A 19,576-nucleotide genomic window follows, 5' to 3' on the forward strand; every position below is an offset into this window, starting at 1 on the left:
CTGAAGATATCCGTCGGGCCATTTACACCACCAATGCGATTGAGTCTCTGAACAGCGTAATACGGAAAGCACTCAAGAAACGTAAGATCTTCCCAAACGACGAGGCCGCAACCAAGATGGTGTATCTAGCGATCAAAGACGCAAGCAAGAAATGGACAATGCCCATTCAAAACTGGCGTCAAGCTATGAGTCGATTTATTATCGAGTTCGAGGAACGATTAGAAAAATACATTAACTAGATGGCAGATACACAGAATCTGTTACAGCCTCGGCAATTAATCAGTAAAACCTCATACACCGTCGTTATCACAAACTCATAGCGTCAGCCTATGACATGTATCGTGGCCACTCCCTATATCAATTCTACCTCACCATTAAAATAGCCTTCATCCCCTTTATATCGCTAGCCGATCTTTCCTATCTAGGAGGCCAAACACCTATCTACACCCCCATTCATAACTTGGGAACAAACCGTTTTGTTATAAATCTCTATTAACGTTGGTCATTGAAATGAGAAATAAATTCTTACTTACAGCAATAACACTGGCGCTACCCTTCAGTTCATATGGTTCGGGAAGTGTACTACCGTACGAAATCCCAGAATTTAACGGGAAGATTGGTCGTACAATCGCAGAATCAAAAGAAGATTACCCGCAACCCGTTGAAGCTCCTGAAGGTGCTCCAAACATTATCCTTGTCATCCTTGACGATGTTGGCTTTGGTCAAACATCAACATTGGGCGGCCCGATCCCGACCCCTGCATTGGACGAACTGGCTGAAGAAGGCGTCACGTACACCCGTTTCCATACAACGGCAGTATCCAGCCCAACAAGGGCGTCATTGCTAACAGGACGAAATCATCACCAGTTAGGTTTTGGTACCATTTCCGAAATGTCATCGGGCTATCCTGGTTACCACAGTATCTGGGGTAAAGATTCGGCAAGTGTTGCTGAGATTTTAAAGCAAAACGGCTACAACACGGCAGCGTGGGGTAAATGGCACAATACCCCAGATTGGGAAACGAACCAGACTGGGCCATTTGATCGCTGGCCAACTGGATTAGGTTTTGAATACTTCTACGGATTCATGGGGGGCGAAACCAGCCAGTATGAACCTCAGCTCTTTAAAAACACCCTGCCTGTAGAGCCTGAAAAGAAACCGGGTGAGACGTACCACCTGACCGAAGATCTTGCGACCGACGCTGTTAAATGGATTAAACAACAAAAATCCCTTAACCCAGATAAGCCTTACTTCGCGTACTTCTCAACAGGTGCCATCCACGCTCCTTTCCATGTGGGTAGCGAATGGATCGACAAATTTAAGGGTCAGTTTGATGATGGCTGGGATGCGATGCGTGAGCACACATTTGAAAGGCAGAAGCAACTTGGCATCATTCCTAAAGACACGAAACTGACCCCGAGACCGGATGAGATCCCTGCGTGGGATGAACAGTCTGAGGACGAGAAAAAGCTCTTTGCACGTCAAATGGAAGTAGCCGCTGGTTTTATGGCGCACACCGATCACTGGGTGGGTAATCTAATCGAACAGGCGAAGGATATTCCGGGTGCAGAAAACACCATGGTTATCTATGTCGTCGGCGATAATGGCGCTAGCGGTGAAGGTACTCTCATCGGTACAACCAACAACATGATGGTACAAAATGGTTTCCCAGATACGGTTGAAGATCAGTTAGAAGTGATTGATGGTATCGGTGGAAAAGACTTTGAAAACCACTACGCAGTACCTTGGGCTTGGGCGGGAAGTTCCCCTTTCCAATGGATGAAACGTGTCCCATCTCACTTTGGCGGAACCCGAAATGGTCTCATCGTTTCTTGGCCAGAAGGCATCAAAGCGAGCAATGAAAAACGCACACAGTTCCACCATGTTGTCGATATTGCCCCGACTATTTATGAAGCTGCAGGGATTGAAACTCCGACAGAAGTGAACGGTGTTGAACAATCGCCAATGGCCGGTGTTCCGATGAACTACTCATTTGATGATGCGGACAAAGAAGGCACGAGAAAAACACAGTACTTTGAAGTAGCAGGTCATATGGCTATTTATCATGAAGGTTGGATGGCATCGGCATTCCACGGCGTACCGTGGGCCTTTATAGGATCGAAAGGGTTTGATGATGTCACTTGGGAGCTCTACAACATTGATGAAGACTTCTCTCAAGCAAATGATCTTGCTAAGTCTCACCCAGAGAAACTTGAAGAGCTGAAGAAGATATTCGATGAGGAAGCCAACAAGTATGACGTCTACCCATTGGATGACCGTTATGCAGAGCGCGTAGTAAACCCAAACCGCCCGTCGATTACTCGTGGTAAAAAGCACTTCAGATATTACCAAGGCACAGTGCGCATACCAGAAGGCGGCACGCCTCCGGTCTACTCACGTAGCCACACTATTGAATCGAAGTTGGACTACAACCAAGGTGATGAAGGTGTCATCGTGGCGGTTGGGGGCAATGTTGCTGGCTACACCATCTATATTAAGGATGGCAAACTGCACTACCACTACAACTTCTTCAACAAAAAACGCTTCCATGTGACATCAGATGAGCCATTGCCAAGTGGCACTCTCAACATCAGGATGGACTACAAGCAAGAGTCTAATGAACATGGTGGCGGTGGTACCGCAACACTGTATGTGAATGGCAAAGAGGTGGGTTCTGAGAAAATTGGAAACACTGTGCCGCTTCGCTTTGCCGTAACAGAAACGACCGATATCGGTATGGATCTGGGCTCTCCGGTGACACCAGAATACAAAGCACCTTTCGAGTATCCGAACCGCATTGAGTTTGTGGATTACACACTCAACTAACGATCCCGTTATCACAACCTGTCGCTACCAACTGTAGATGTATTGTCCCGGTTGGTAGCCACGTACAGCGACTACAAAGCAACATTCAACAACGCCGATTTATCGCGCGTCCTTTGGCCGTGAGGAGCTTTCATGCAAACACCGACTAGTTGTCACGTAATGGCAAAACCAACTGGATCAATCTGTAACATTGACTGTGATTACTGTTTCTATCTAGAGAAAGAAAAGCTCTATCCAGATCGCCAAAACAACTGGCGTATGAACGACGAAACGTTGGAAGCTTATATTAAGCAGACTATTGAAGCACAGAAAAATGACCACGTTCAGCTTACTTGGCAAGGAGGTGAGCCTACGCTCATGGGGCTGGCTTTTTTCCAACAAGCCGTAGAGCTGAGTAACAAATACGCGGGCGGAAAGAAGGTAGAGCACAGTTTTCAAACCAATGGTTTGTTGCTTAATGATGACTGGTGTCGTTTCTTTAAACAGCACAACTTTCTTGTTGGCCTGTCGATTGATGGCCCCGCTGACCTGCATGACTGCTATCGAAAAAACAGAGCAGGCAAACCTACCCACGCAAAGGTAATGCAAGCGGTCGAACTGCTAAAAAAGCATAACGTAGATTTTAATACACTGACCGTGGTGAACCGAGAAAACGTCAAGTATCCGGAGCGTGTCTATCAATTGCTCAAGGATATTGGTTCAACCCACATCCAGTTTACGCCTCTGGTCGAACGCGAAGCGAGGGAAGTCAAAGGTGATCAATTACGTTTGGTTCTACCGAACGAAACATTGGCGGATGTCAAGGAGTGGTCCGTACCTGCGCGTCAATATGGTGAGTTTTTGAATGCCATTTTTGACCAATGGGTACGAAAAGATATTGGCCGAATTTATATCAACATGTTCGATAGTACATTGAGCAGCTGGTTTGGTGAGCACCCTAGTATTTGTCACTTCGCACAGCGTTGTGGTCACGCCTTTGCTCTTGAGGCAAATGGGGATTTATACAACTGTGACCACTATGTTTACCCTGAACATTTGTTGGGCAATATTCACGACAAGTCCATCGAGGAGTGCAATACGAGCGCTCAGGCTATTCAGTTCGGAAAAGACAAACAAGAAACGCTAAACGCAGACTGCAAACGCTGTAAGTACAAGTTCGCATGCAATGGCGGATGTCCAAAGCAGCGCTTTGCTATTAGCCCAAATGGGTTGCCTAACCACAATTACTTCTGTCAGGGTTATAAGCTATTTTTTGAACATACCGCAACCTACATGCAGGAAATGTGCAGCTTACTCAAACAGGGGCGATCTCCTGCAGAACTGATGTGGACACTCAACTACAGAGAGCCCAAAACCAGTGCTATTAAAATGAACCCTGTCGGCAGGAACTCACCTTGCCCATGTGGCAGTGGTCAAAAATATAAACGTTGCTGTGGGTAATCTAACTCAATGATTAAGGTTACCACCCGCCCGCGATACGGCGCTTAATAGCTTCTCTGAGCGACTTGTGTTGCTCATTGTTAGCGTATCGTTTGTGGTAAGCCAAACCATAATTGATAGCGCTAAGCTCAACGGGACACTCAAGCGTTTTTAACCCCAACGTGCTTTGCCAATACTTGGCAAAGCCTTCTGATATAACAGCGACCGCATCAGATTTCGATACCAACATTAACTTGGCCGAAAGCGAACCCACAACGCTATGAACCTTGCGCTCTTGAACTATCGACTTAGCACCATGCTCAAAGCCTGTCATTCTTTCCCATTTGGTAGATAGTATGATGTGTTGCTGCTGATAAAATTCCTCACTCGTCATTGAAGCTCCAATTGATGGGTGATCAGCTCGACAAATGACTACCGCTTTTTCTTCAACAATTGGCTCAATAATCAGTGATGGGTCTCTAACCGTAAAAACAGACAGGGCGAGATCCAAAGATTGGTTGCGCAGCCTTTCTATGACATCTATCTGCTCAGCTGGCGTCTCTTGTATTTGAGCATGGTCGAGATTAACGACTTGATGGAGAAGCGCTTCATTCACATGTACCTCGAAACTCACATCATCTGTCACTGCGTTAATAATCTCATTGAAACCTTGATGACATCGTGCGGCGAGTTTATGTGCGTTGGCAGTAGGGCTAATGCCTCGCCCTTGCTTTACAAAAAGCTGATAACCAATATCCGCTTCCATTTTTCTAACCGCAGCACTTACAGAAGGTTGGCTTATACCAATATTATTGCCCGCTTTAGTAAACGAACCCGTTCGGTAAACCTCAAAGAATGTTCTGATTAAATTCAGATCGAATTGCTGATCACTTTGCATAGATTTCATTTTCTGTAGAAAGGTATTTTTGCCCACTGGCATGTTCAGTATAACGGCATGTTTTCTAAACAACCAAAATATGATTTTAAATCAAAATGATAAACAGAAGGCTCTTCTCATTGAAAAGAGCCTATCCATCGATTTATCGAAAAATGAATGAGTTAGATAGCAAAAAGATAAGACTTAACCGAAGTTAAACGTAACGTCGCGCCACCGATGATGTCTATGAACCCTAAAATCGGATAGGGTTTTGAAGCACTAATCCATGCCGAACCCGTTGCCCCAATTGGCACTTTCGCCATCGTCTTATCATCAATTTCAAGAATGACGGTTCGTCCGACAGTGGCGGCCCCTCGCTGAATATGAGCCGAAACACCTTGCTCTTGAGGCAGCAAATTACCTTGCGACTCACCCGTCGCTTTCACAAGGCTATGAACCCTTGCCCTAAAGATTTGCCCAGGGTACGCATCGATATAGAATTCGCTAAATTGACCAGGTTTAATGTTATTAAATGTCTGATCTGGGATACGCATTTCAACGAATTTCTTAGAAGTATCCCATATATGTAGAGATCCGACCCTTGAGCCATCTGCAATAAACACGTGAGTTATAAGTCCATCAAATGGAGCTCGTACCGTTAATCGCGATAAATCAAATGCTAAGCTTTTCTTTCTCGCCTGCATACCATCTCGCCTAGCTATCAACACGTCCATTTCTGCACAGAGCAGCTCGACACCATCTTGAGACTCTTCTAATTCTTTCAAGCTTACATGCTGATCAAGGTTGAGATTTCTGTCTAAGTTTCTTTTCGCTTGGGCAAGTTTTACAATTTGAGCTTCAATGGTTTTATCCATTTCATCAATGCTCGAATTGATCTCAGAAATTGAAGCAGTAATTTTGTCATCCACAAGCGTATATAGAACGTCCCCTTTCTTAACATGGCTATTATGGTCAACAAAAACAGTCTCTATTTGCTGCCCCAATGCTGGGGAAAGTACGGAGTGAGGAGCTTTTACCGTGGTGGAGTTAGTGAGATCGATGGGAGAGAAAAAGCGATGGCCTAAGAACAGGCTAACCAGTAAAAACAATCCGATTGATGTGGTTATGAAGTAATTACGTCCCGTTCTTTTTAGGACATTAAACTTAAACAACAACCACACAATTAAGATATAAGGCAGCATGATCTCTTTCATGATACCGCTCCTTTAATCCACAGTTGAAGCTTCGCCCAATCGGTAACAATAGCGAGTACAGCGAGCACCCATAAAGGCTTGTAAAACAACCCGAGAATACACAGCCAAAAAATCAGCTTAGCCTGTCCTAATCCCTGTTCTTTTGCTAGATGTTTGGGAATCGAATGGATATACCAAAGTTTACTCAATACCCAGCTTGCGGCGACCAAAGTAACAATAACAATTAGCCACATAAAGGTCGTGGACTCTAATACCTGATATATCGAAGGGTAAAGGTCATAAGATAAGGTGGTTGGATGAATCTGCATAGTTATTCCCCAATATAGAAAACTTTAGGGTAATTTCACTATCGATATGATTGTAGGTAACCACATCTATATCTCTCATAGACTGTTGCTATCTATAGGTTGAACCTATGGGAGGTATAGCAGTACTTCTCTACATCTGGTTTTTCTCCCGAATACAATGCGTTCGTTGGCAGGTCCCCCTTCCACTTTCGTATTTTTAACTGGGAAAGCTTCCATGAAACTCAATCAAACAACACTCGCTATACTTACCATCGGCGCATTTAGTTCGTGCACAAATGCTGCTGGCCTTAGTATGTCTCAACTCGCGACAACCAAAAGTGTTGCTACTGCTGGCGCTGGTAATGTAACCAACGCATTGGACTCATCAGCGACGGTCTCCAACCCGGCGGCTCTATCTCAAATCAAACAGAGCTCTTATCAAATCGGAGGCCAGTATATTGATGTCTTCTCAACATTCACACGCGAAGACAATGGAGCAACGACTGAATCATCAAAAGGCTTGATAGCACCACATCTGTCGTATGCGAAACGTATGAACGAAAATACGGTAGTGGGAGCATCATTACACTCAGCGGGAGGAATTGGCGTCGACTATAGCAATGGCGTTTCTGCTGATCCTATTAATTTAATCAGTGAAAATGCGATTTCTATCGTCAACTTGACTGGGGCGATGTCTTACCAACTTTCAGATAGGCTCTCGATTGGAGCTTCGGCAATCTTGCAGCATGCGAGTATAGATGTGGTTGGAGGAATCAACACAAGTAGTGACAAGCTTGCTTCCGGAACCAGCATTGCTCCGACTTTTGCTTTTAGTACATTCTACTCAATCAATGATAAAACAAGCATCGGAGCTCAATACAATCACAGTAGCGACCACGAGTTTGAAGTTAGTTCGTCAACAGGTCTCGACCCAGAAGTTGAGCTATCTTGGGTACGCAATTTCGACATAGGCATTCAACACTCGCTGACTCAATCAACGGCGATATTGCTCAACGCGAAGATGGAAAACTGGCATGACTACAATGCCAAATATGACATGACTTACTCTCTAGGTTTAGGGCTACAGAAAAAGTTGGATCGTTGGACGCTCTACACAGGTGCAAGTATCGACTCTAGTCCTGTATCAAAAGAAAAAAGAGATGTGTTACTTCCGGTAGATAAGCAATGGCGATTTGGCGTTGGAGCAGAGTATTTACTTGATTCAGGTCGACAATTAGGGCTCGCTTATCAGTATCAAAACAACGGTAAGGCAGAGATCAATGCAGGCAATGGTATTATCCAACCAACTGGTAACTATACCGATAATCGAATTCACTTCTTAACAATGTCTTACCGTTATTAGTTGTAAGCGCTTTACATAAAGCGAATCGCACATCCTCGTTGTGAAAGAAAAAGTGCTATCTAATTAATGAATAGGTAGCGCTTAGTTAACCGCTCATTCTAAATTTCGTAATACTAAAAATTATCTGATTGATAATTTTGGTCCAAACCCTTAACTCCTGTACTTTCCAAACCTTCATCTTGGTCGCTTCGTAGTTCAGAAACGTCCAGATGTGTACTGACGTGAATATGTAACACACCTTTGCCCCAATATATGGTACGTCCCGTTATTGCAAGTAGATAACCAGATAACGAGCTGATTTGCGCTAATATATTCAGAGTCTTTATTGAGACCTAATGGCTCAGCTCTACGATGAGGTTCGCGCCAGATTGTCCTCGCAAAACGATAAGCATACTAAGTTGCTGTTTGGGGCAACAGGTTTTCAATCTGGTGGTCTAACCGTTTTGTCATCTTTTTTATCCATTGCAAATTTGAATTAAGCTTTGATCAAAAAGGGTTTATTTGTAGTCATTACAGACCACGCTATCCTTGCAAGCTTGTTTGCAAATACTACAACAGCAACATTGAAAGGCTTCCTTTGTTTTAGGTTTATAAGCCAACTACCAAAGTATTTTTCGGCTGATTTATCTCGCCATAAAATAGAACGTGCTGCGTGAATGAAGAGAGTCCTTAGTTCTCGGTTCCCTCGTTTTGAAATGCCCAGCATTGTGGTCTTTCCACCTGTAGAATACTGGATAGGCACCAGACCTATCCAAGCCGCAAAGTTTCTACCATTTTTAAAGTCTGTTGGATTACCTACGGATGAAAGGCATGCACTTGCTATCACTGGACCTACACCTGGTATGGATTGTAGCTGTTCCATTTGTGGATTTTCTGCAAGTAACTTTTCGACCTTAACTTGTTGATTTTCAATTTTACGACTTAGTATCTCATAATGCTCGAGCAACTTACTGAGCTCGAAGATTATCTGAGGTGGTACATAATGACCCTCATCAGCAAGCCATTGAAACAGTCTTTTCATTGCAGCATGACCTTTAGGAAAGCTGACTCCAAATTCGAGCAATATAGAACCAATTCGATTCATGCACGCTGTTCGTTCTCGTATATAGCCATTTCTAAGTTTTCTTAATGTTGAAATGATCTGAGCCGATTCGGTTTTATGACTAGTGAATCGCATAGAAGGTCTTGATGCTGCCTCTGCGATAGCACAGGCATCAATAAAGTCGTTCTTGTTCGTTTTCACGTAAGGCTTAACGTATTGGGGAGGGATGAGTTTCGCAGTATGTCCTAACGACTCACACTTTCTAGCTAGCCAATGTGCTCCACCACATGACTCCATTGCAATGGTTGAAGGCTCTCTGCAAGACAAGAATTCAAGTAACTTTTTACGCGATAACTTCTTTCTAAAAAGTTCATTGCCGCTCTTGTCATGTGCAGCAATGTGGAATGTATTTTTACCTAGGTCAATACCAATGATATGAGCTGTTGACATGGGACACCTTTCTATTCGCGCTAAACATAGATTAAGTTTAGCTGTGAAGAGGGACGTACCATCTCATTAAACTTGTTTGCTTACATACTCTACACATTTTAGGGGCTGGCATTTTCCCTATAAAACCTAATATCAAGTTCTTGGCTGATTTACTGTAAGCGCCCCATGATCCCACGGGCGCTGCCTCAGTGAGAGAAGTTCCAAGGGAGAAGTGATTCGATATCAGGTGCTGGCTTAGCCAGTTCTTGCATACACTGAACCAGGTAGTCGTACAAGATCAACCCGTTAGCCTTTGCCGTTTCGATGATGCTGTACAGCATGGCACTGGCATCCGCACCTTTTGGAGTGTCGGCAAAGAGCCAGTTTTTGCGCCCGATGACCATGGATTTTATTGCACGCTCTGCTCGGTTGTTGTCGATAGATAAGTGGCCATCTTCAACGTGTCGAACCAGCTTAGGCCACTGACCAACGGTATACTTTATCGCTTTACCCAGTCGGCTGGACTCCACCACTTTCTGCGAGGTCAGCCATGTGTGCAGGTCATCCAGCATTGGTTGCGCGAGTTTCTGGCGCTCTGCCATTCGCTCCTCGGCGGACTTCCCTTTCAAACGAGCTTCCAGCGCATACAGCTTCTGGATTTTTGCCAGTACCACATCAGCTTTGCCCGTTTTTCCTTTCCCTTGTAGCTTTTTAGCATCCATGAACTTACGGCGAGCATGAGCCAGGCAACCAAGGTGTTCCACCTTCGTTAACCCATCATAAGCTTTATAGCCATCCGTTTGTAGATAGCCGCCGAACTCACCAAGGAAGCCCTCGGGGCAGGCCCTCGTACGGCTATTTTGATAATCGAACAAGGCGATATTTTTGACACCATCCAGCGTAGCTTCGGGAGAGTCTGCACCAGAGCTGTAAACCCACATGTAGCACTTCTTTTCTTCCTTAAGCACATTGAGCGGTGTTTCATCTGCCTGGATGACCACTTGCTCAAGCAGGTGTTTGTGAAGAGCCTGATACAGAGGAGTGAAGTGTTCGCTGACCTGCACCACCCAGCGGGCCATAGTGGTTCTGGAGAGTTCGATTCCAGATTGCTTAAACAGACTTTCCTGGCGATAGAGCGGTAGGGCGTACTGGTATTTGCCCAGGATGATGTTACTCAAGAGGCTTTCAGTGGCGAAGCTCTTAGGGAGCAGACTAACAGGCGCAGGCTTTTGGCTAATGCTGACTTTATCCGCTTCCTTTTCACACTGGCGGCAGCTGTACTTAGGACGGACATATTCCAGAACCTTCAGCACTGCTGGAGTAAACTCTAGCTTCTCACAGCTATCTTCGCCGATCTTGTGCAACGAATGCTGGCAGCATGAGCAGACATTTTCATCGTCAGCTAAATCCAGAACGATACGTTCACGCGGCAAGTCTTTAGGAAGCGGTTTGCGTTTACCCCGAACCTTTTTGGTGGTTGTAGTCGTAACGATTTCTTCTTCATCGGAAGCGGTATCAACTTCGTACTCTGCCTCATTGAACAGATCGCCCTGCGCTTCATCGTAAGGCTTGAGTGCCTCAGAGCGTTTAGAGAACTGGCGGTCGATAGCCAGTTTGAACTGTTCAAGCAGTGATACCTTTTCAGCCATTAGGGCTTTCACCATAGCTTGAAGCTCGGCAACACCTTGGCTGTCAGGGTTGATATCAGGCGTCTTTTTCATGGTATCTATTATACTAAGAATGCGGTTGAGACACCTGATACATCTGACTTTTATAGCGATTAACTCATTGTATAATCGTGTATTTCAACAGGCTTATGGCCGATAATCGTAAAGCCAGCCAGAAGTCTGTCCAGCTCGAACTGGCTTAGCGTAAACACCTGTTTTTTCTCTTGGGAAGGCCACTTGAACTTCGCTTTTTCCAGACGCTTATACCAGAGTGCGAAGCCTGTTTTATCCCAGTAAAGCACCTTCATTTTATCTCGCTGCTTGTTGGTAAATAGGAACAGCGCTCCTGAATCCAGGGAGAGATTAGTTTCGGATTCAACCAATGCTGCCAGCCCGTTGATGGACTTTCTGAAGTCAACGAACTCTCGATATAGGTAGATAGCTGGTGCGTCAGTTATCCCCCTCATGATGACAATGCCCTTATAAGTTCTGCTAGATAATCGGCTGGTGTACCTTGGGGGATGCTCAGTTCAACATCATTAATACAGAGCATCATATTTTCTGTAGAGGAACTGGTTACCTGGTAGTGAGTGGTTTTCTCAACAACTTCTGCACGGACAAATCCGCTCGTAGAGTTACCTCTGGTAAGCTCCAGTGAACGTCGTTTAGAAAAGAAGGTTGAAGGGCTGAGCTGATTCTGTCGGCAGAACTCCCTTTGGTTTAAGGAACTGTTTTCGTACTGCTGAAATATCTCCAGCCATTCCTGGTCGCTACGTCGTCGGTGAGCCATGATTTTATCTCTTTGTGTCGTGGAGATAAGATCATAAAACTGCTGTCAGTTTAATTGAATGTGTGGTTGATGACGCGCTTACGAAATATCCAACTAAAACTACCGAAAATAGAGACAGCCATACTCAAAGCTGTCTTTATATCCATTGCCCAAAGGAAATTCCTCAATAGAACCCGCCATTTTTCATGTGACTGAACAATAATACGCCTGCAATCACTAACTCTAAAACTAAAGGAGGGACGACTGCTTTATCGAACCCATCAAAAATCAGCCCCACTACTCGACCAATAGCTACAGCAATAAGTAACACTGCAACGAAGAAGTAGCCTTCCGTATCACCCGAGGTTAACCCAAGCGCCAGAATAGTAACGCTGGCTAAAAATAAACCACCCATTACTGAGCGAATCGTATTTAACCCAGCTTTGCCTATAGGCTCTACCGAGAAATTATTGACCATCTTTTGAGGTGCAAACATTGACATGATGCCAAGACCACTGAGCATTAGCGTCGCCACCCCAACCAGAATTTGTAATGTGATATCCATAATGGTTCTCCTTTGTTTTAAACCTTAAGTTACGAGAATTGTTGAATTGCCTGACGAGCATTATCTTGCGCAGCCGTATCGCCAAACAGAGGATCAATGGTAAGTTGATCTACGACTGGGCCAGTAGGTGATCCAGTGCGGCTTGCGTAAAAATGGCCACTCTCAAATCTTGGGTCGAACAGACCATCAAGATAACGTTTTGCACCTTTTTCAACGCTATGCATCATGCCGATCATTGGCATAAAAAGACCTCCTATATATTTAAAGAACAGTTTTTTGAGGAAAGGTAAGTCGTCCATGCCGTTAGTGCCTGTTGTTCCGCCAGGGCTCATAGTTACAAATCGAAGATGTGGATGCTGCCTAGACATAGATGCCATCCATAGCGTACCCGCCAGTTTTATGGTGCCGTATACATCGAGAGGATCTGCGTTCGAGCCAAACTTGCTACCATTGGCGATCGAAGCAAACTCATCAATAGAAGTGGAGTTTAGCTCAGGTTTAAACACACCCATCTTGGGTATTCCTCTCGCCGTTTCTGAGCCTGCGTAAAGAATAGTTGAGGTGACAAGTTGACGTTTGATTAGCTCTTCCACAAGCACCACGTGCCCCAACACATTCGAAGCAAATATGTTAGTTACACCATCATCCGTTAGTTTGTGCGGTGTTTGTCCTCCAGTACCACCCGCATTCAAAACCACAGCATCAATCGGTGACTTAAGCTTTGCTGCAGCGTTACGCACGGAAGTCGAGTCAGAAGCATCAAGTATTAATATCTCAAAGATATCTCGCCCAGTTGCTTCGACTAGTTTGCTCTTTGCGTCATTTGCTTTTGCCAAGTTTCGGCAACCAAGATAAATCTTATTAATACCTTCATGCAGTGCCAACTGACGAGCAGCTTCAAGTCCGATTCCAGCATTTGCACCCGTAATCAAAACCGTTTTGATCATATCCATCTCTTTCCCCATTAGTGTGATTGTTGATATGAGCTAAGTTAGCATGATTGAAAAATGGACTGTATATAGGTAAAAATGGACACACTGTTTCAAAAATGAATCACGGTAATAAAATGCTAAACAATGAGAGTTACGCCTTCAATTGGGATGATCTGAAGTTTTTTCTTGCTGTTGTCCGAGCCGGAACATTGCGAGGGGGGGCCGAAAGCATCCATGTCAATCATACAACGCTGACTCGTCGGCTCTCGATCATGGAAGAGAGAATAGGCAGCCGCCTTTTTGATCGCTCCAAACAAGGGCTCGTACTCACTCAGATCGGTGAAGAACTTCTTCCCTATGCAGAGCGGGTGGAAGAGGAGATGACATCTGCTTCACGCATGATTATTGGCAGAGATGCGGATCCAGTAGGTACCGTCTATGTATCTATGCCTCATGGTCTAGCAATGACTTCTATTATGGATGACCTAGCGTTATTTTCTGAGCGCTACCCTGATATCACGCTTAATCTGCAGTTCGGCAACGATATTGCCAATCTTAGTCGTCGTGAAGCTGATGTATCCATACGCGTGGCAAATGACGTTTATGATGATGCGGTCGGACGTAGGCTCGTTCAGATGTCTCAAGCAGCATATTGCACTAGAGAATATGCAGAGCGAATAAAAGACAATGGTGGAGAAGGGCTTAGCTTTATTGGCTGGCATGAGCCCGAAGAAGATATTACTGCTAAGTGGCTAAAAGAGAGTTTCTACCCTAAAGCGACACTTAAACATCGTGTTTCAGAGCTTGTGCCCTTAATTTCACTCGCTGCTTCTGGGCTTGGAATGGCATATCTGGCGTGTAACCTTGGCGATAGGCACTCAAACCTTGTTCGAGCCCCTTTTCAAAAACCCATACCGTATAGAAGTATTTGGTTATTGCTCCATCGCGACTTACGTCGCACAGCAAGAATACGCTGCTTTGTTGACTTTCTTGCCGAACAGATCCAATCACGAGAAAATGAGTTTTGGGTTACCGGGACAGTTCCAATTGCCGAACATGTTTCTTAATTTGCAAGGTTAGCTCAGTTCGATTTAGATTTTTTGTGGAGGTAACATGTATCGTCTCAGAAGATTTTGCGCTGAGGGGCCGATCGTCGTAACGCAAATTTGCCCCATTCCTTGTTATACATCCCCCCAAAGAACACCTAAACAACGTTTTCCTGCAATCTTGTCATCAAACACGATTTTACCTTTTTGGTTTGCAATGCCTTGGCAAACGTGTAGCGGAAGTAAATGTTCTTCACGAGGGTGACAATACCGTGCGGCAGGTGCATTTTCCCATTCAATTAGCCGTTGGAGGCGCTCCTCTTCATTCATTTCGCAAGTGCAAACCTCAGTAAGCCACTCTTGAAACGCTTCGTTATCAGGATCGGATTTATGTAAATCATCCCAATTTTGTGAACGTAAATTGTGGAACGTAAACCCTGAACCAATGACCAGAATATTGTGCTGCATTAAACTGCGAAGTGCTTTGCCCATTTCAATATGTGACTTTGCATTCATAGAGTTTAGTAATGACAGCTGAACAATTGGGATATCTGCCTGCGGAAATGCAAGCTTTAATGGCACAAAAACACCGTGGTCCCAGCCTCTTTTAATTTCACTTTTTGAGTTAATCCCATATTGTTTGAAAAGATCTAAGATCATGTCAGCAATAACTGGATTCCCCGGTGCTGGGTAGGTGTATTGATATGTCTCATCAGGAAATCCGGTATAGTCAAATAGCAAATTGGGGGTAAAGCCAGCATTTACAGTAGGTTGGCTTGCTTCCCAATGTGCACTAATGATTACTATTGCATCTGGCTTGCTTCCCAATGTGCACTAATGATTACTATTGCATCTGGCTTAGGGAGTAATGTGGATAAATTCTTGGTAAAAGCTATCATCGCTTCATGACCCATTCCGCCAATGAGGGGGAAAGGGCCCCCTCCATGAGAAAGGAACAGTGCGTGTCCTTTATTGGTTGTTTTTGTAGACATATTCTTTTCTCCTGTTAGGCCGGCTGCCTAGAAAAACACAGCTTGTCCAATAAGGTGGTTACTTGTTTTTGTATTTGATCGTCATCAGCTAGTTTGTGCTCTTTCTTTACCTTTCCTTCACTGATAAATACACCTGATTGCTTCGATGAAATTGCTGATTTGACACCGTTCATTAGCTTGTTTGTTTGCTTGTTCACATCTTTGGTCATCAGAGGCATCAGGACTTTAAACAGCCAAGGCACACCAACCATGTTTTCTGTCATTTGTGTTTTAGTTGGGCCAGGATCTACAGCAAATATCGAAATACCTTGGGTGGCTAGTTCATCTTTCAGCGCTCTATTAAAAACATTAACCACCAGTTTTGCCGCCGCATAGGTTTTACCCATACCTTCAATTTTTTCAGGTGTTGCGATGTTAGAAATATCCAAACCTTTAATGCTGCTAATCATGCTCGTAGAGAAATTAACAACGTGGCTACCACCTGTTAAATTTGCCCCCTTAGCTAACCGAACGGTTAAAGATTTAGTAAGCAAATATGGCGCAAGCGTATTTACAGCAAGCTGTGACTCAACGCCTTGTACACTATGGGTAAGGTTATTCGTCATGTAACCCGCAATATTATAGAGTGCATGAATCTCGTCATATTCACTCTTGATTTTTTCTGCCGCAGCCTGGACCGAATTGAGGTCCATAAAATCAGCCTGATACGCATGAAATTCAAGATTTGAGTATGTTTTTGATAGCTCTTGAACTTGAGCATCAGCTTTGCTTTTTGAGCGATTGATAAGAAGAAGATTCCAATTATCGTCCGCTAGGCGCTTCGCTACTTGTGCACCAATTCCACCTGTCGATCCCGTAACTACAGCATATTTTTTCACTTTTAATTCCTTTCAAACTTTTTGTTGATGAAGCAATTATCCACGCAGTAGTTATTTACGACAATGAGCGAATAATGTAGGTTAGTGTGCGAATTTGCGACAAAATAGGTGAGAGACATGAAAAATTGGACTGAATTTAGAACGGCCTATTTTGTTGCTGAGACAGGCAGCATTAGCGGCGCTGCTCAAAAACTCGGTGTTCATCGAGCAACGGTTCTGCGTCATCTCGACGTACTTGAAAACGAAATTGGTACCAAGGTTTTCATCAGAGATTCAAAAAAATACTACCTCACCGAAGTTGGTGAGGATTTATATAGAGTGGCCAAATTAACGGAGGAGCAATTCAATAACTTTGAGCAACGCGCAAGTGGTCATTCTGGTGAACTAGAAGGAGACTTTATCATTACTTCTGTTGACGCCATGTCGTCAATTATCGCTCCGGCTATTTACCTATTTAATCAACAACACCCTAAGGTAAAAACCCGTTGGTTAAGTTCTACGGCTCAAATGAAACTAGAATATGGTCAAGCTCATTTAGCCATTCGGTCTGGACCTAAACCGCAAGATGAAAACTATGTTGTACAACCATTCGCACCAATTAACTTTGGCTTGTATGCGAGCCCTCGCTATATCGAACAGCTAGGTGTGCCTGAGTCAGAGCAAAGAATCCAAAACCATAAGTTCGTATCTTTCGACCAAATGCCTAAGAGCCTAGAAGTTTCACAATGGTTTGAGAAATTTGTATCTCCTTCCCAAATTGTTTACACAAGTAATAATCGCGAAGTGCTCGAAAGTGCGATAGTACAAGGCGTTGGGATTGGCTTTATTCCCTATCATGAAGCGCTGAAATATCCACAGTTGAAAAGAGTATTGCCCAAGCTAGAATGGCAGTTTAATAATTGGTTGTTAACGCATGGTGACTTACATCGCTCGAAGAAAGTACAGGCGTTCATGAAGATACTTAAAAGTGATAAGTATCATGCGGAAATTGAAAGTATGTTAGATCCCGATTAAAGCATGTTAGATTAGAATCAACACCACGCTTGTGCATATCCGTTTAACGTTAGCAGTAGAGCTACTTGTAACTCAGAAATGTCCAGAAATGTGTTACATGCTCATGTACACGTAAGATTTGAACAAAAGGAAAATAAACCAACATGGGCCTCTAGGCAGATCATGTTATTTTTCTAATGTTCATTCCTGTATAAAAGGGTCAAACGCTGTACTTTTAGTCTCGTAGAGAAGTGATACGCTTTATTTCATCCAAAACATCAGCGTTAGCTATAGCGCCGATGTTCTTAACTGGTTCTCTATTCACCACTTGTTTCACTGCTAATTCAACTAATTTACCAGAGCGTGTTTTGGGTATGTCACTGACAGCAAAGATTTGGCTGGGTACATGCCTTGGTGAGCAGCATGATCTCAACTTTTCTCTGATGGTTTCCATTAACGGTTCATCCAATATGACCCCGTTCTTCAATTGAACGAAAAGCCATATTTGTTCATTTCGGTCGATGACTTTGCCGACAGCAATTGAATCGACAATGCTTTCTATAGTGTTTACCTGCTGGTAGATTTCGGCGGTGCCGATTCGTATGCCTCCAGGATTGAGCGTGGTATCGCCTCGTCCGTAGAATTGATAGCCACCTTGTTTGCTCTTTTCGACCTCATCGCCGTGATGCCATACATTTTTGAATCTATCCCAATAAGTGCTGTGATAGCGCTCTCCACTGTCATTCCAGAAGCCTGTTGGGAAGTTTGGTAGAGAGTTGGTACACACTAGCTCACCTCGCTGATTTGATAGGCTCTTGCCTACAATATCAAACACTTGTACATCAATTCCTAGTCCAGCGTATTGGCACTCCCCACGGTATACTGGCGAGATAGGGTTACCCAGTACGAAACAGCCGCAAATATCCGTCCCGCCAGATATGGATGCCAAGTGTAGATCTTTCTTGATGTGTGTATAAACGTAATCGAATTGCTCAGGGTAGAGCACCGATCCGGTTGAACAAAGTGTCCTAAGCTTGGGTAAAGAGTGGCTATCGATAGGTGATAGTTGCGTTTTTTCTATTGCTTCTAGGTACTTTGCTGAGGTGCCAAATAACGATATCTCTGAACGTTGTGCTAGGTCCCAAAGCACATCGTGTTGTGGATAGATTGGGCTACCATCAAATATCACCAAACAAGCACCGCTGGCGAGGGCAGAGACGTGCCAGTTCCACATCATCCAACCACAAGTGGTGTAATAGAACACACGATCTTTGGGCTTAACATCGCAATGAAGTTGATGTTCTTTGAGGTGGTTGATAAGAGTGCCACCCACTGAGTGCAAGATACATTTCGGTTTACCTGTAGTGCCGGAAGAGTAGAGGACAAATAATGGATCATTAAAGCCGACACGAACAAATCGCAAAGGTTGTGGTTGGTAACGTTTGATGATGTCATGCCAGTTATGGGATGATTTATTGGTCTCTAGAACACTCTCATCTAAGTAGTGGATCTGACATACTTGCTTTACTTCATTGAGCTGGTTGATGATGTCGCGATTCTTCACCTTCATATCGAACGTTTTGCCATTAAATGTGTATCCATCGCAAGTAAATAGAACTTTAGGTTTCACTTGACCAAATCGCTCAATCACACTCTCTACACCAAAATCAGGGGAGGTGGATGTCCAAATAGCGCCCAAGCTGGTGGCTGCCAACATCGCAATGACCGTCTCTGGTAGGTAAGGAGTATAAGCTGCAACTACATCACCACGCTTAACCCCTGAATCTATAAGCCATTGCTGAACGCTAGAGACGGATTCACAAAGACTTTCCCATGTATACCTCTGTTGTACTCCTCGTTCGTTTTCGAACCAAATAGCGTACTCGCTTGGCATTTTTTGTGCTAATCGCAACAAGTTTTCAGCGTAATTTATCTCAGCGTTTGGAAACCAAACAGTATCGCGGTTTGGTTGCAGCTGTTGCCAACGACTATCCCCCAGTATTTTTGTGTCACTTCCGAGAAAACCCACCACCTCACAGAATTGCCAGACGTTTTGCCAAAAGAGATCCGAACGATTCACTGACCATTGATGAAGCTCTGCATAGCTCGATGGAAGAGTATCTAAGCTCTCTGGCTTCAATCCAGTTTGAGTATCAAGCGACTGCGAAAGGCTGCTTATAAATTGAGTTAGGTTGGCATCGTCTATGCGCTTTTTGCTTGGTTTCCAAATGAGCTTATTACTTTCTTTCATCCTTTTTCCTTTAACAAGGTGGTAAC

Annotated in this window: 18 protein-coding genes; 6 read left to right on the top strand and 12 right to left on the bottom strand. The window is 44.1% G+C overall.

Annotated elements, in window-relative coordinates; genetic code table 11:
* The 3 genes from DPF91_RS15525 to DPF91_RS15535 all read left to right on the top strand — a co-directional run.
* The coding region (locus tag DPF91_RS15525; RefSeq protein ID WP_164684205.1) for a transposase at window positions 1–239 on the top strand (239 nt) is incomplete at its 5' end.
* 271 nt (window positions 240–510) lie between these two features.
* Window positions 511–2,826 carry an arylsulfatase gene (locus tag DPF91_RS15530; RefSeq protein ID WP_117235361.1) on the top strand — a complete coding sequence of 772 codons (2,316 nt, stop codon included), beginning with the start codon at window positions 511–513 and terminating at the stop codon, window positions 2,824–2,826.
* Between the two features lie 132 nt (window positions 2,827–2,958).
* The gene (locus tag DPF91_RS15535; RefSeq protein ID WP_117235362.1) at window positions 2,959–4,266 is read left to right on the top strand and encodes an anaerobic sulfatase maturase; all 1,308 of its coding nucleotides are present in this window, start codon (window positions 2,959–2,961) and stop codon (window positions 4,264–4,266) included.
* Between the two features lie 19 nt (window positions 4,267–4,285).
* Here DPF91_RS15535 and DPF91_RS15540 read toward each other — a convergent pair whose 3' ends face one another.
* The 3 genes from DPF91_RS15540 to DPF91_RS15550 all read right to left on the bottom strand — a co-directional run bounded on the left by DPF91_RS15540 (window position 4,286) and on the right by DPF91_RS15550 (window position 6,644).
* The gene (locus tag DPF91_RS15540; protein WP_164684207.1) at window positions 4,286–5,143 is read right to left on the bottom strand and encodes a LysR family transcriptional regulator; all 858 of its coding nucleotides are present in this window, start codon (window positions 5,141–5,143) and stop codon (window positions 4,286–4,288) included.
* 161 nt (window positions 5,144–5,304) lie between these two features.
* On the bottom strand, window positions 5,305–6,336 hold the full coding sequence (locus DPF91_RS15545) for an HlyD family secretion protein (protein WP_117235364.1): 1,032 nt from the start codon (window positions 6,334–6,336) through the stop codon (window positions 5,305–5,307).
* On the bottom strand, window positions 6,333–6,644 hold the full coding sequence (locus DPF91_RS15550) for an Mg2+ and Co2+ transporter (RefSeq protein WP_117235365.1): 312 nt from the start codon (window positions 6,642–6,644) through the stop codon (window positions 6,333–6,335). The genes DPF91_RS15545 and DPF91_RS15550 overlap by 4 nt, the downstream gene beginning before the upstream one ends.
* Before the next feature lie 214 nt (window positions 6,645–6,858).
* Here DPF91_RS15550 and DPF91_RS15555 point away from each other — a divergent pair, with 214 nt between their 5' ends.
* Window positions 6,859–7,986 (top strand): OmpP1/FadL family transporter, encoded by a 1,128-nt coding sequence (locus DPF91_RS15555; protein WP_117235366.1) that lies wholly within the window; start codon window positions 6,859–6,861, stop codon window positions 7,984–7,986.
* 475 nt (window positions 7,987–8,461) lie between these two features.
* On the opposite strand, the gene DPF91_RS15560 is transcribed toward DPF91_RS15555, so the two are convergent.
* From DPF91_RS15560 to DPF91_RS15585, 6 genes are all read right to left on the bottom strand, one after another.
* Entirely contained in the window at window positions 8,462–9,478 is a 1,017-nt protein-coding gene (locus DPF91_RS15560; RefSeq protein ID WP_117235367.1) for an IS110 family RNA-guided transposase, read from the bottom strand.
* 185 nt (window positions 9,479–9,663) lie between these two features.
* Window positions 9,664–11,178: an IS66 family transposase gene (tnpC, locus tag DPF91_RS15565; protein ID WP_117235368.1), complete on the bottom strand. Its 1,515-nt coding sequence runs from the start codon at window positions 11,176–11,178 to the stop codon at window positions 9,664–9,666.
* A 59-nt stretch (window positions 11,179–11,237) separates the two neighbouring features.
* Window positions 11,238–11,591 (bottom strand): IS66 family insertion sequence element accessory protein TnpB, encoded by a 354-nt coding sequence (gene tnpB / locus DPF91_RS15570; RefSeq protein WP_117235369.1) that lies wholly within the window; start codon window positions 11,589–11,591, stop codon window positions 11,238–11,240.
* A complete protein-coding gene (gene tnpA, locus DPF91_RS22285) occupies window positions 11,588–11,914 on the bottom strand; it encodes an IS66 family insertion sequence element accessory protein TnpA (protein WP_117235370.1) in 327 nt (108 codons plus the stop codon). Before tnpA ends, tnpB begins: the two co-directional genes overlap by 4 nt.
* A gap of 163 nt (window positions 11,915–12,077) precedes the next feature.
* Entirely contained in the window at window positions 12,078–12,458 is a 381-nt protein-coding gene (locus DPF91_RS15580; protein WP_117235371.1) for a DUF4345 family protein, read from the bottom strand.
* Between the two features lie 29 nt (window positions 12,459–12,487).
* The gene (locus DPF91_RS15585; protein WP_117235372.1) at window positions 12,488–13,411 is read right to left on the bottom strand and encodes an SDR family NAD(P)-dependent oxidoreductase; all 924 of its coding nucleotides are present in this window, start codon (window positions 13,409–13,411) and stop codon (window positions 12,488–12,490) included.
* 113 nt (window positions 13,412–13,524) lie between these two features.
* Here DPF91_RS15585 and DPF91_RS15590 point away from each other — a divergent pair, with 113 nt between their 5' ends.
* Window positions 13,525–14,457: a LysR family transcriptional regulator gene (locus DPF91_RS15590; RefSeq protein ID WP_117235530.1), complete on the top strand. Its 933-nt coding sequence runs from the start codon at window positions 13,525–13,527 to the stop codon at window positions 14,455–14,457.
* 114 nt (window positions 14,458–14,571) lie between these two features.
* Here the strand turns inward: DPF91_RS15590 and DPF91_RS15595 are convergent, their stop codons facing one another.
* Together DPF91_RS15595 and DPF91_RS15600 are read right to left on the bottom strand one after the other, a co-directional pair.
* Window positions 14,572–15,264 (bottom strand): DODA-type extradiol aromatic ring-opening family dioxygenase, encoded by a 693-nt coding sequence (locus tag DPF91_RS15595; RefSeq protein ID WP_206355577.1) that lies wholly within the window; start codon window positions 15,262–15,264, stop codon window positions 14,572–14,574.
* Between the two features lie 178 nt (window positions 15,265–15,442).
* Window positions 15,443–16,306 (bottom strand): SDR family NAD(P)-dependent oxidoreductase, encoded by an 864-nt coding sequence (locus tag DPF91_RS15600; RefSeq protein WP_117235373.1) that lies wholly within the window; start codon window positions 16,304–16,306, stop codon window positions 15,443–15,445.
* A 117-nt stretch (window positions 16,307–16,423) separates the two neighbouring features.
* Here DPF91_RS15600 and DPF91_RS15605 point away from each other — a divergent pair, with 117 nt between their 5' ends.
* Window positions 16,424–17,320 carry a LysR family transcriptional regulator gene (locus tag DPF91_RS15605; RefSeq protein ID WP_117235374.1) on the top strand — a complete coding sequence of 299 codons (897 nt, stop codon included), beginning with the start codon at window positions 16,424–16,426 and terminating at the stop codon, window positions 17,318–17,320.
* Between the two features lie 214 nt (window positions 17,321–17,534).
* Here the strand turns inward: DPF91_RS15605 and DPF91_RS15610 are convergent, their stop codons facing one another.
* Window positions 17,535–19,550 carry an acetoacetate--CoA ligase gene (locus DPF91_RS15610; RefSeq protein ID WP_117235375.1) on the bottom strand — a complete coding sequence of 672 codons (2,016 nt, stop codon included), beginning with the start codon at window positions 19,548–19,550 and terminating at the stop codon, window positions 17,535–17,537.
* Window positions 19,551–19,576 lie beyond the last annotated feature (26 nt).

The sequence above is a fragment of the Vibrio maerlii genome (assembly GCF_003415655.1).
GTDB lineage: Bacteria > Pseudomonadota > Gammaproteobacteria > Enterobacterales > Vibrionaceae > Vibrio > Vibrio maerlii.

Bases quoted from the DNA above. Each gene is read 5' to 3' on its own strand.
- DPF91_RS15610 (WP_117235375.1), bottom strand. From the start codon at position 19,550: ATGAAAGAAAGTAATAAGCTCATTTGGAAACCAAGCAAAAAGCGCATA.
- DPF91_RS15605 (WP_117235374.1), top strand. From the start codon at position 16,424: ATGAAAAATTGGACTGAATTTAGAACGGCCTATTTTGTTGCTGAGACA.
- DPF91_RS15580 (WP_117235371.1), bottom strand. From the start codon at position 12,458: ATGGATATCACATTACAAATTCTGGTTGGGGTGGCGACGCTAATGCTC.
- DPF91_RS15585 (WP_117235372.1), bottom strand. From the start codon at position 13,411: ATGGATATGATCAAAACGGTTTTGATTACGGGTGCAAATGCTGGAATC.
- DPF91_RS15540 (WP_164684207.1), bottom strand. From the start codon at position 5,143: ATGCAAAGTGATCAGCAATTCGATCTGAATTTAATCAGAACATTCTTT.
- DPF91_RS15590 (WP_117235530.1), top strand. From the start codon at position 13,525: ATGCTAAACAATGAGAGTTACGCCTTCAATTGGGATGATCTGAAGTTT.
- DPF91_RS15530 (WP_117235361.1), top strand. From the start codon at position 511: ATGAGAAATAAATTCTTACTTACAGCAATAACACTGGCGCTACCCTTC.
- DPF91_RS15535 (WP_117235362.1), top strand. From the start codon at position 2,959: ATGCAAACACCGACTAGTTGTCACGTAATGGCAAAACCAACTGGATCA.
- DPF91_RS15560 (WP_117235367.1), bottom strand. From the start codon at position 9,478: ATGTCAACAGCTCATATCATTGGTATTGACCTAGGTAAAAATACATTC.
- DPF91_RS15555 (WP_117235366.1), top strand. From the start codon at position 6,859: ATGAAACTCAATCAAACAACACTCGCTATACTTACCATCGGCGCATTT.
- DPF91_RS15550 (WP_117235365.1), bottom strand. From the start codon at position 6,644: ATGCAGATTCATCCAACCACCTTATCTTATGACCTTTACCCTTCGATA.
- tnpB (WP_117235369.1), bottom strand. From the start codon at position 11,591: ATGAGGGGGATAACTGACGCACCAGCTATCTACCTATATCGAGAGTTC.
- DPF91_RS15545 (WP_117235364.1), bottom strand. From the start codon at position 6,336: ATGAAAGAGATCATGCTGCCTTATATCTTAATTGTGTGGTTGTTGTTT.
- tnpC (WP_117235368.1), bottom strand. From the start codon at position 11,178: ATGAAAAAGACGCCTGATATCAACCCTGACAGCCAAGGTGTTGCCGAG.
- tnpA (WP_117235370.1), bottom strand. From the start codon at position 11,914: ATGGCTCACCGACGACGTAGCGACCAGGAATGGCTGGAGATATTTCAG.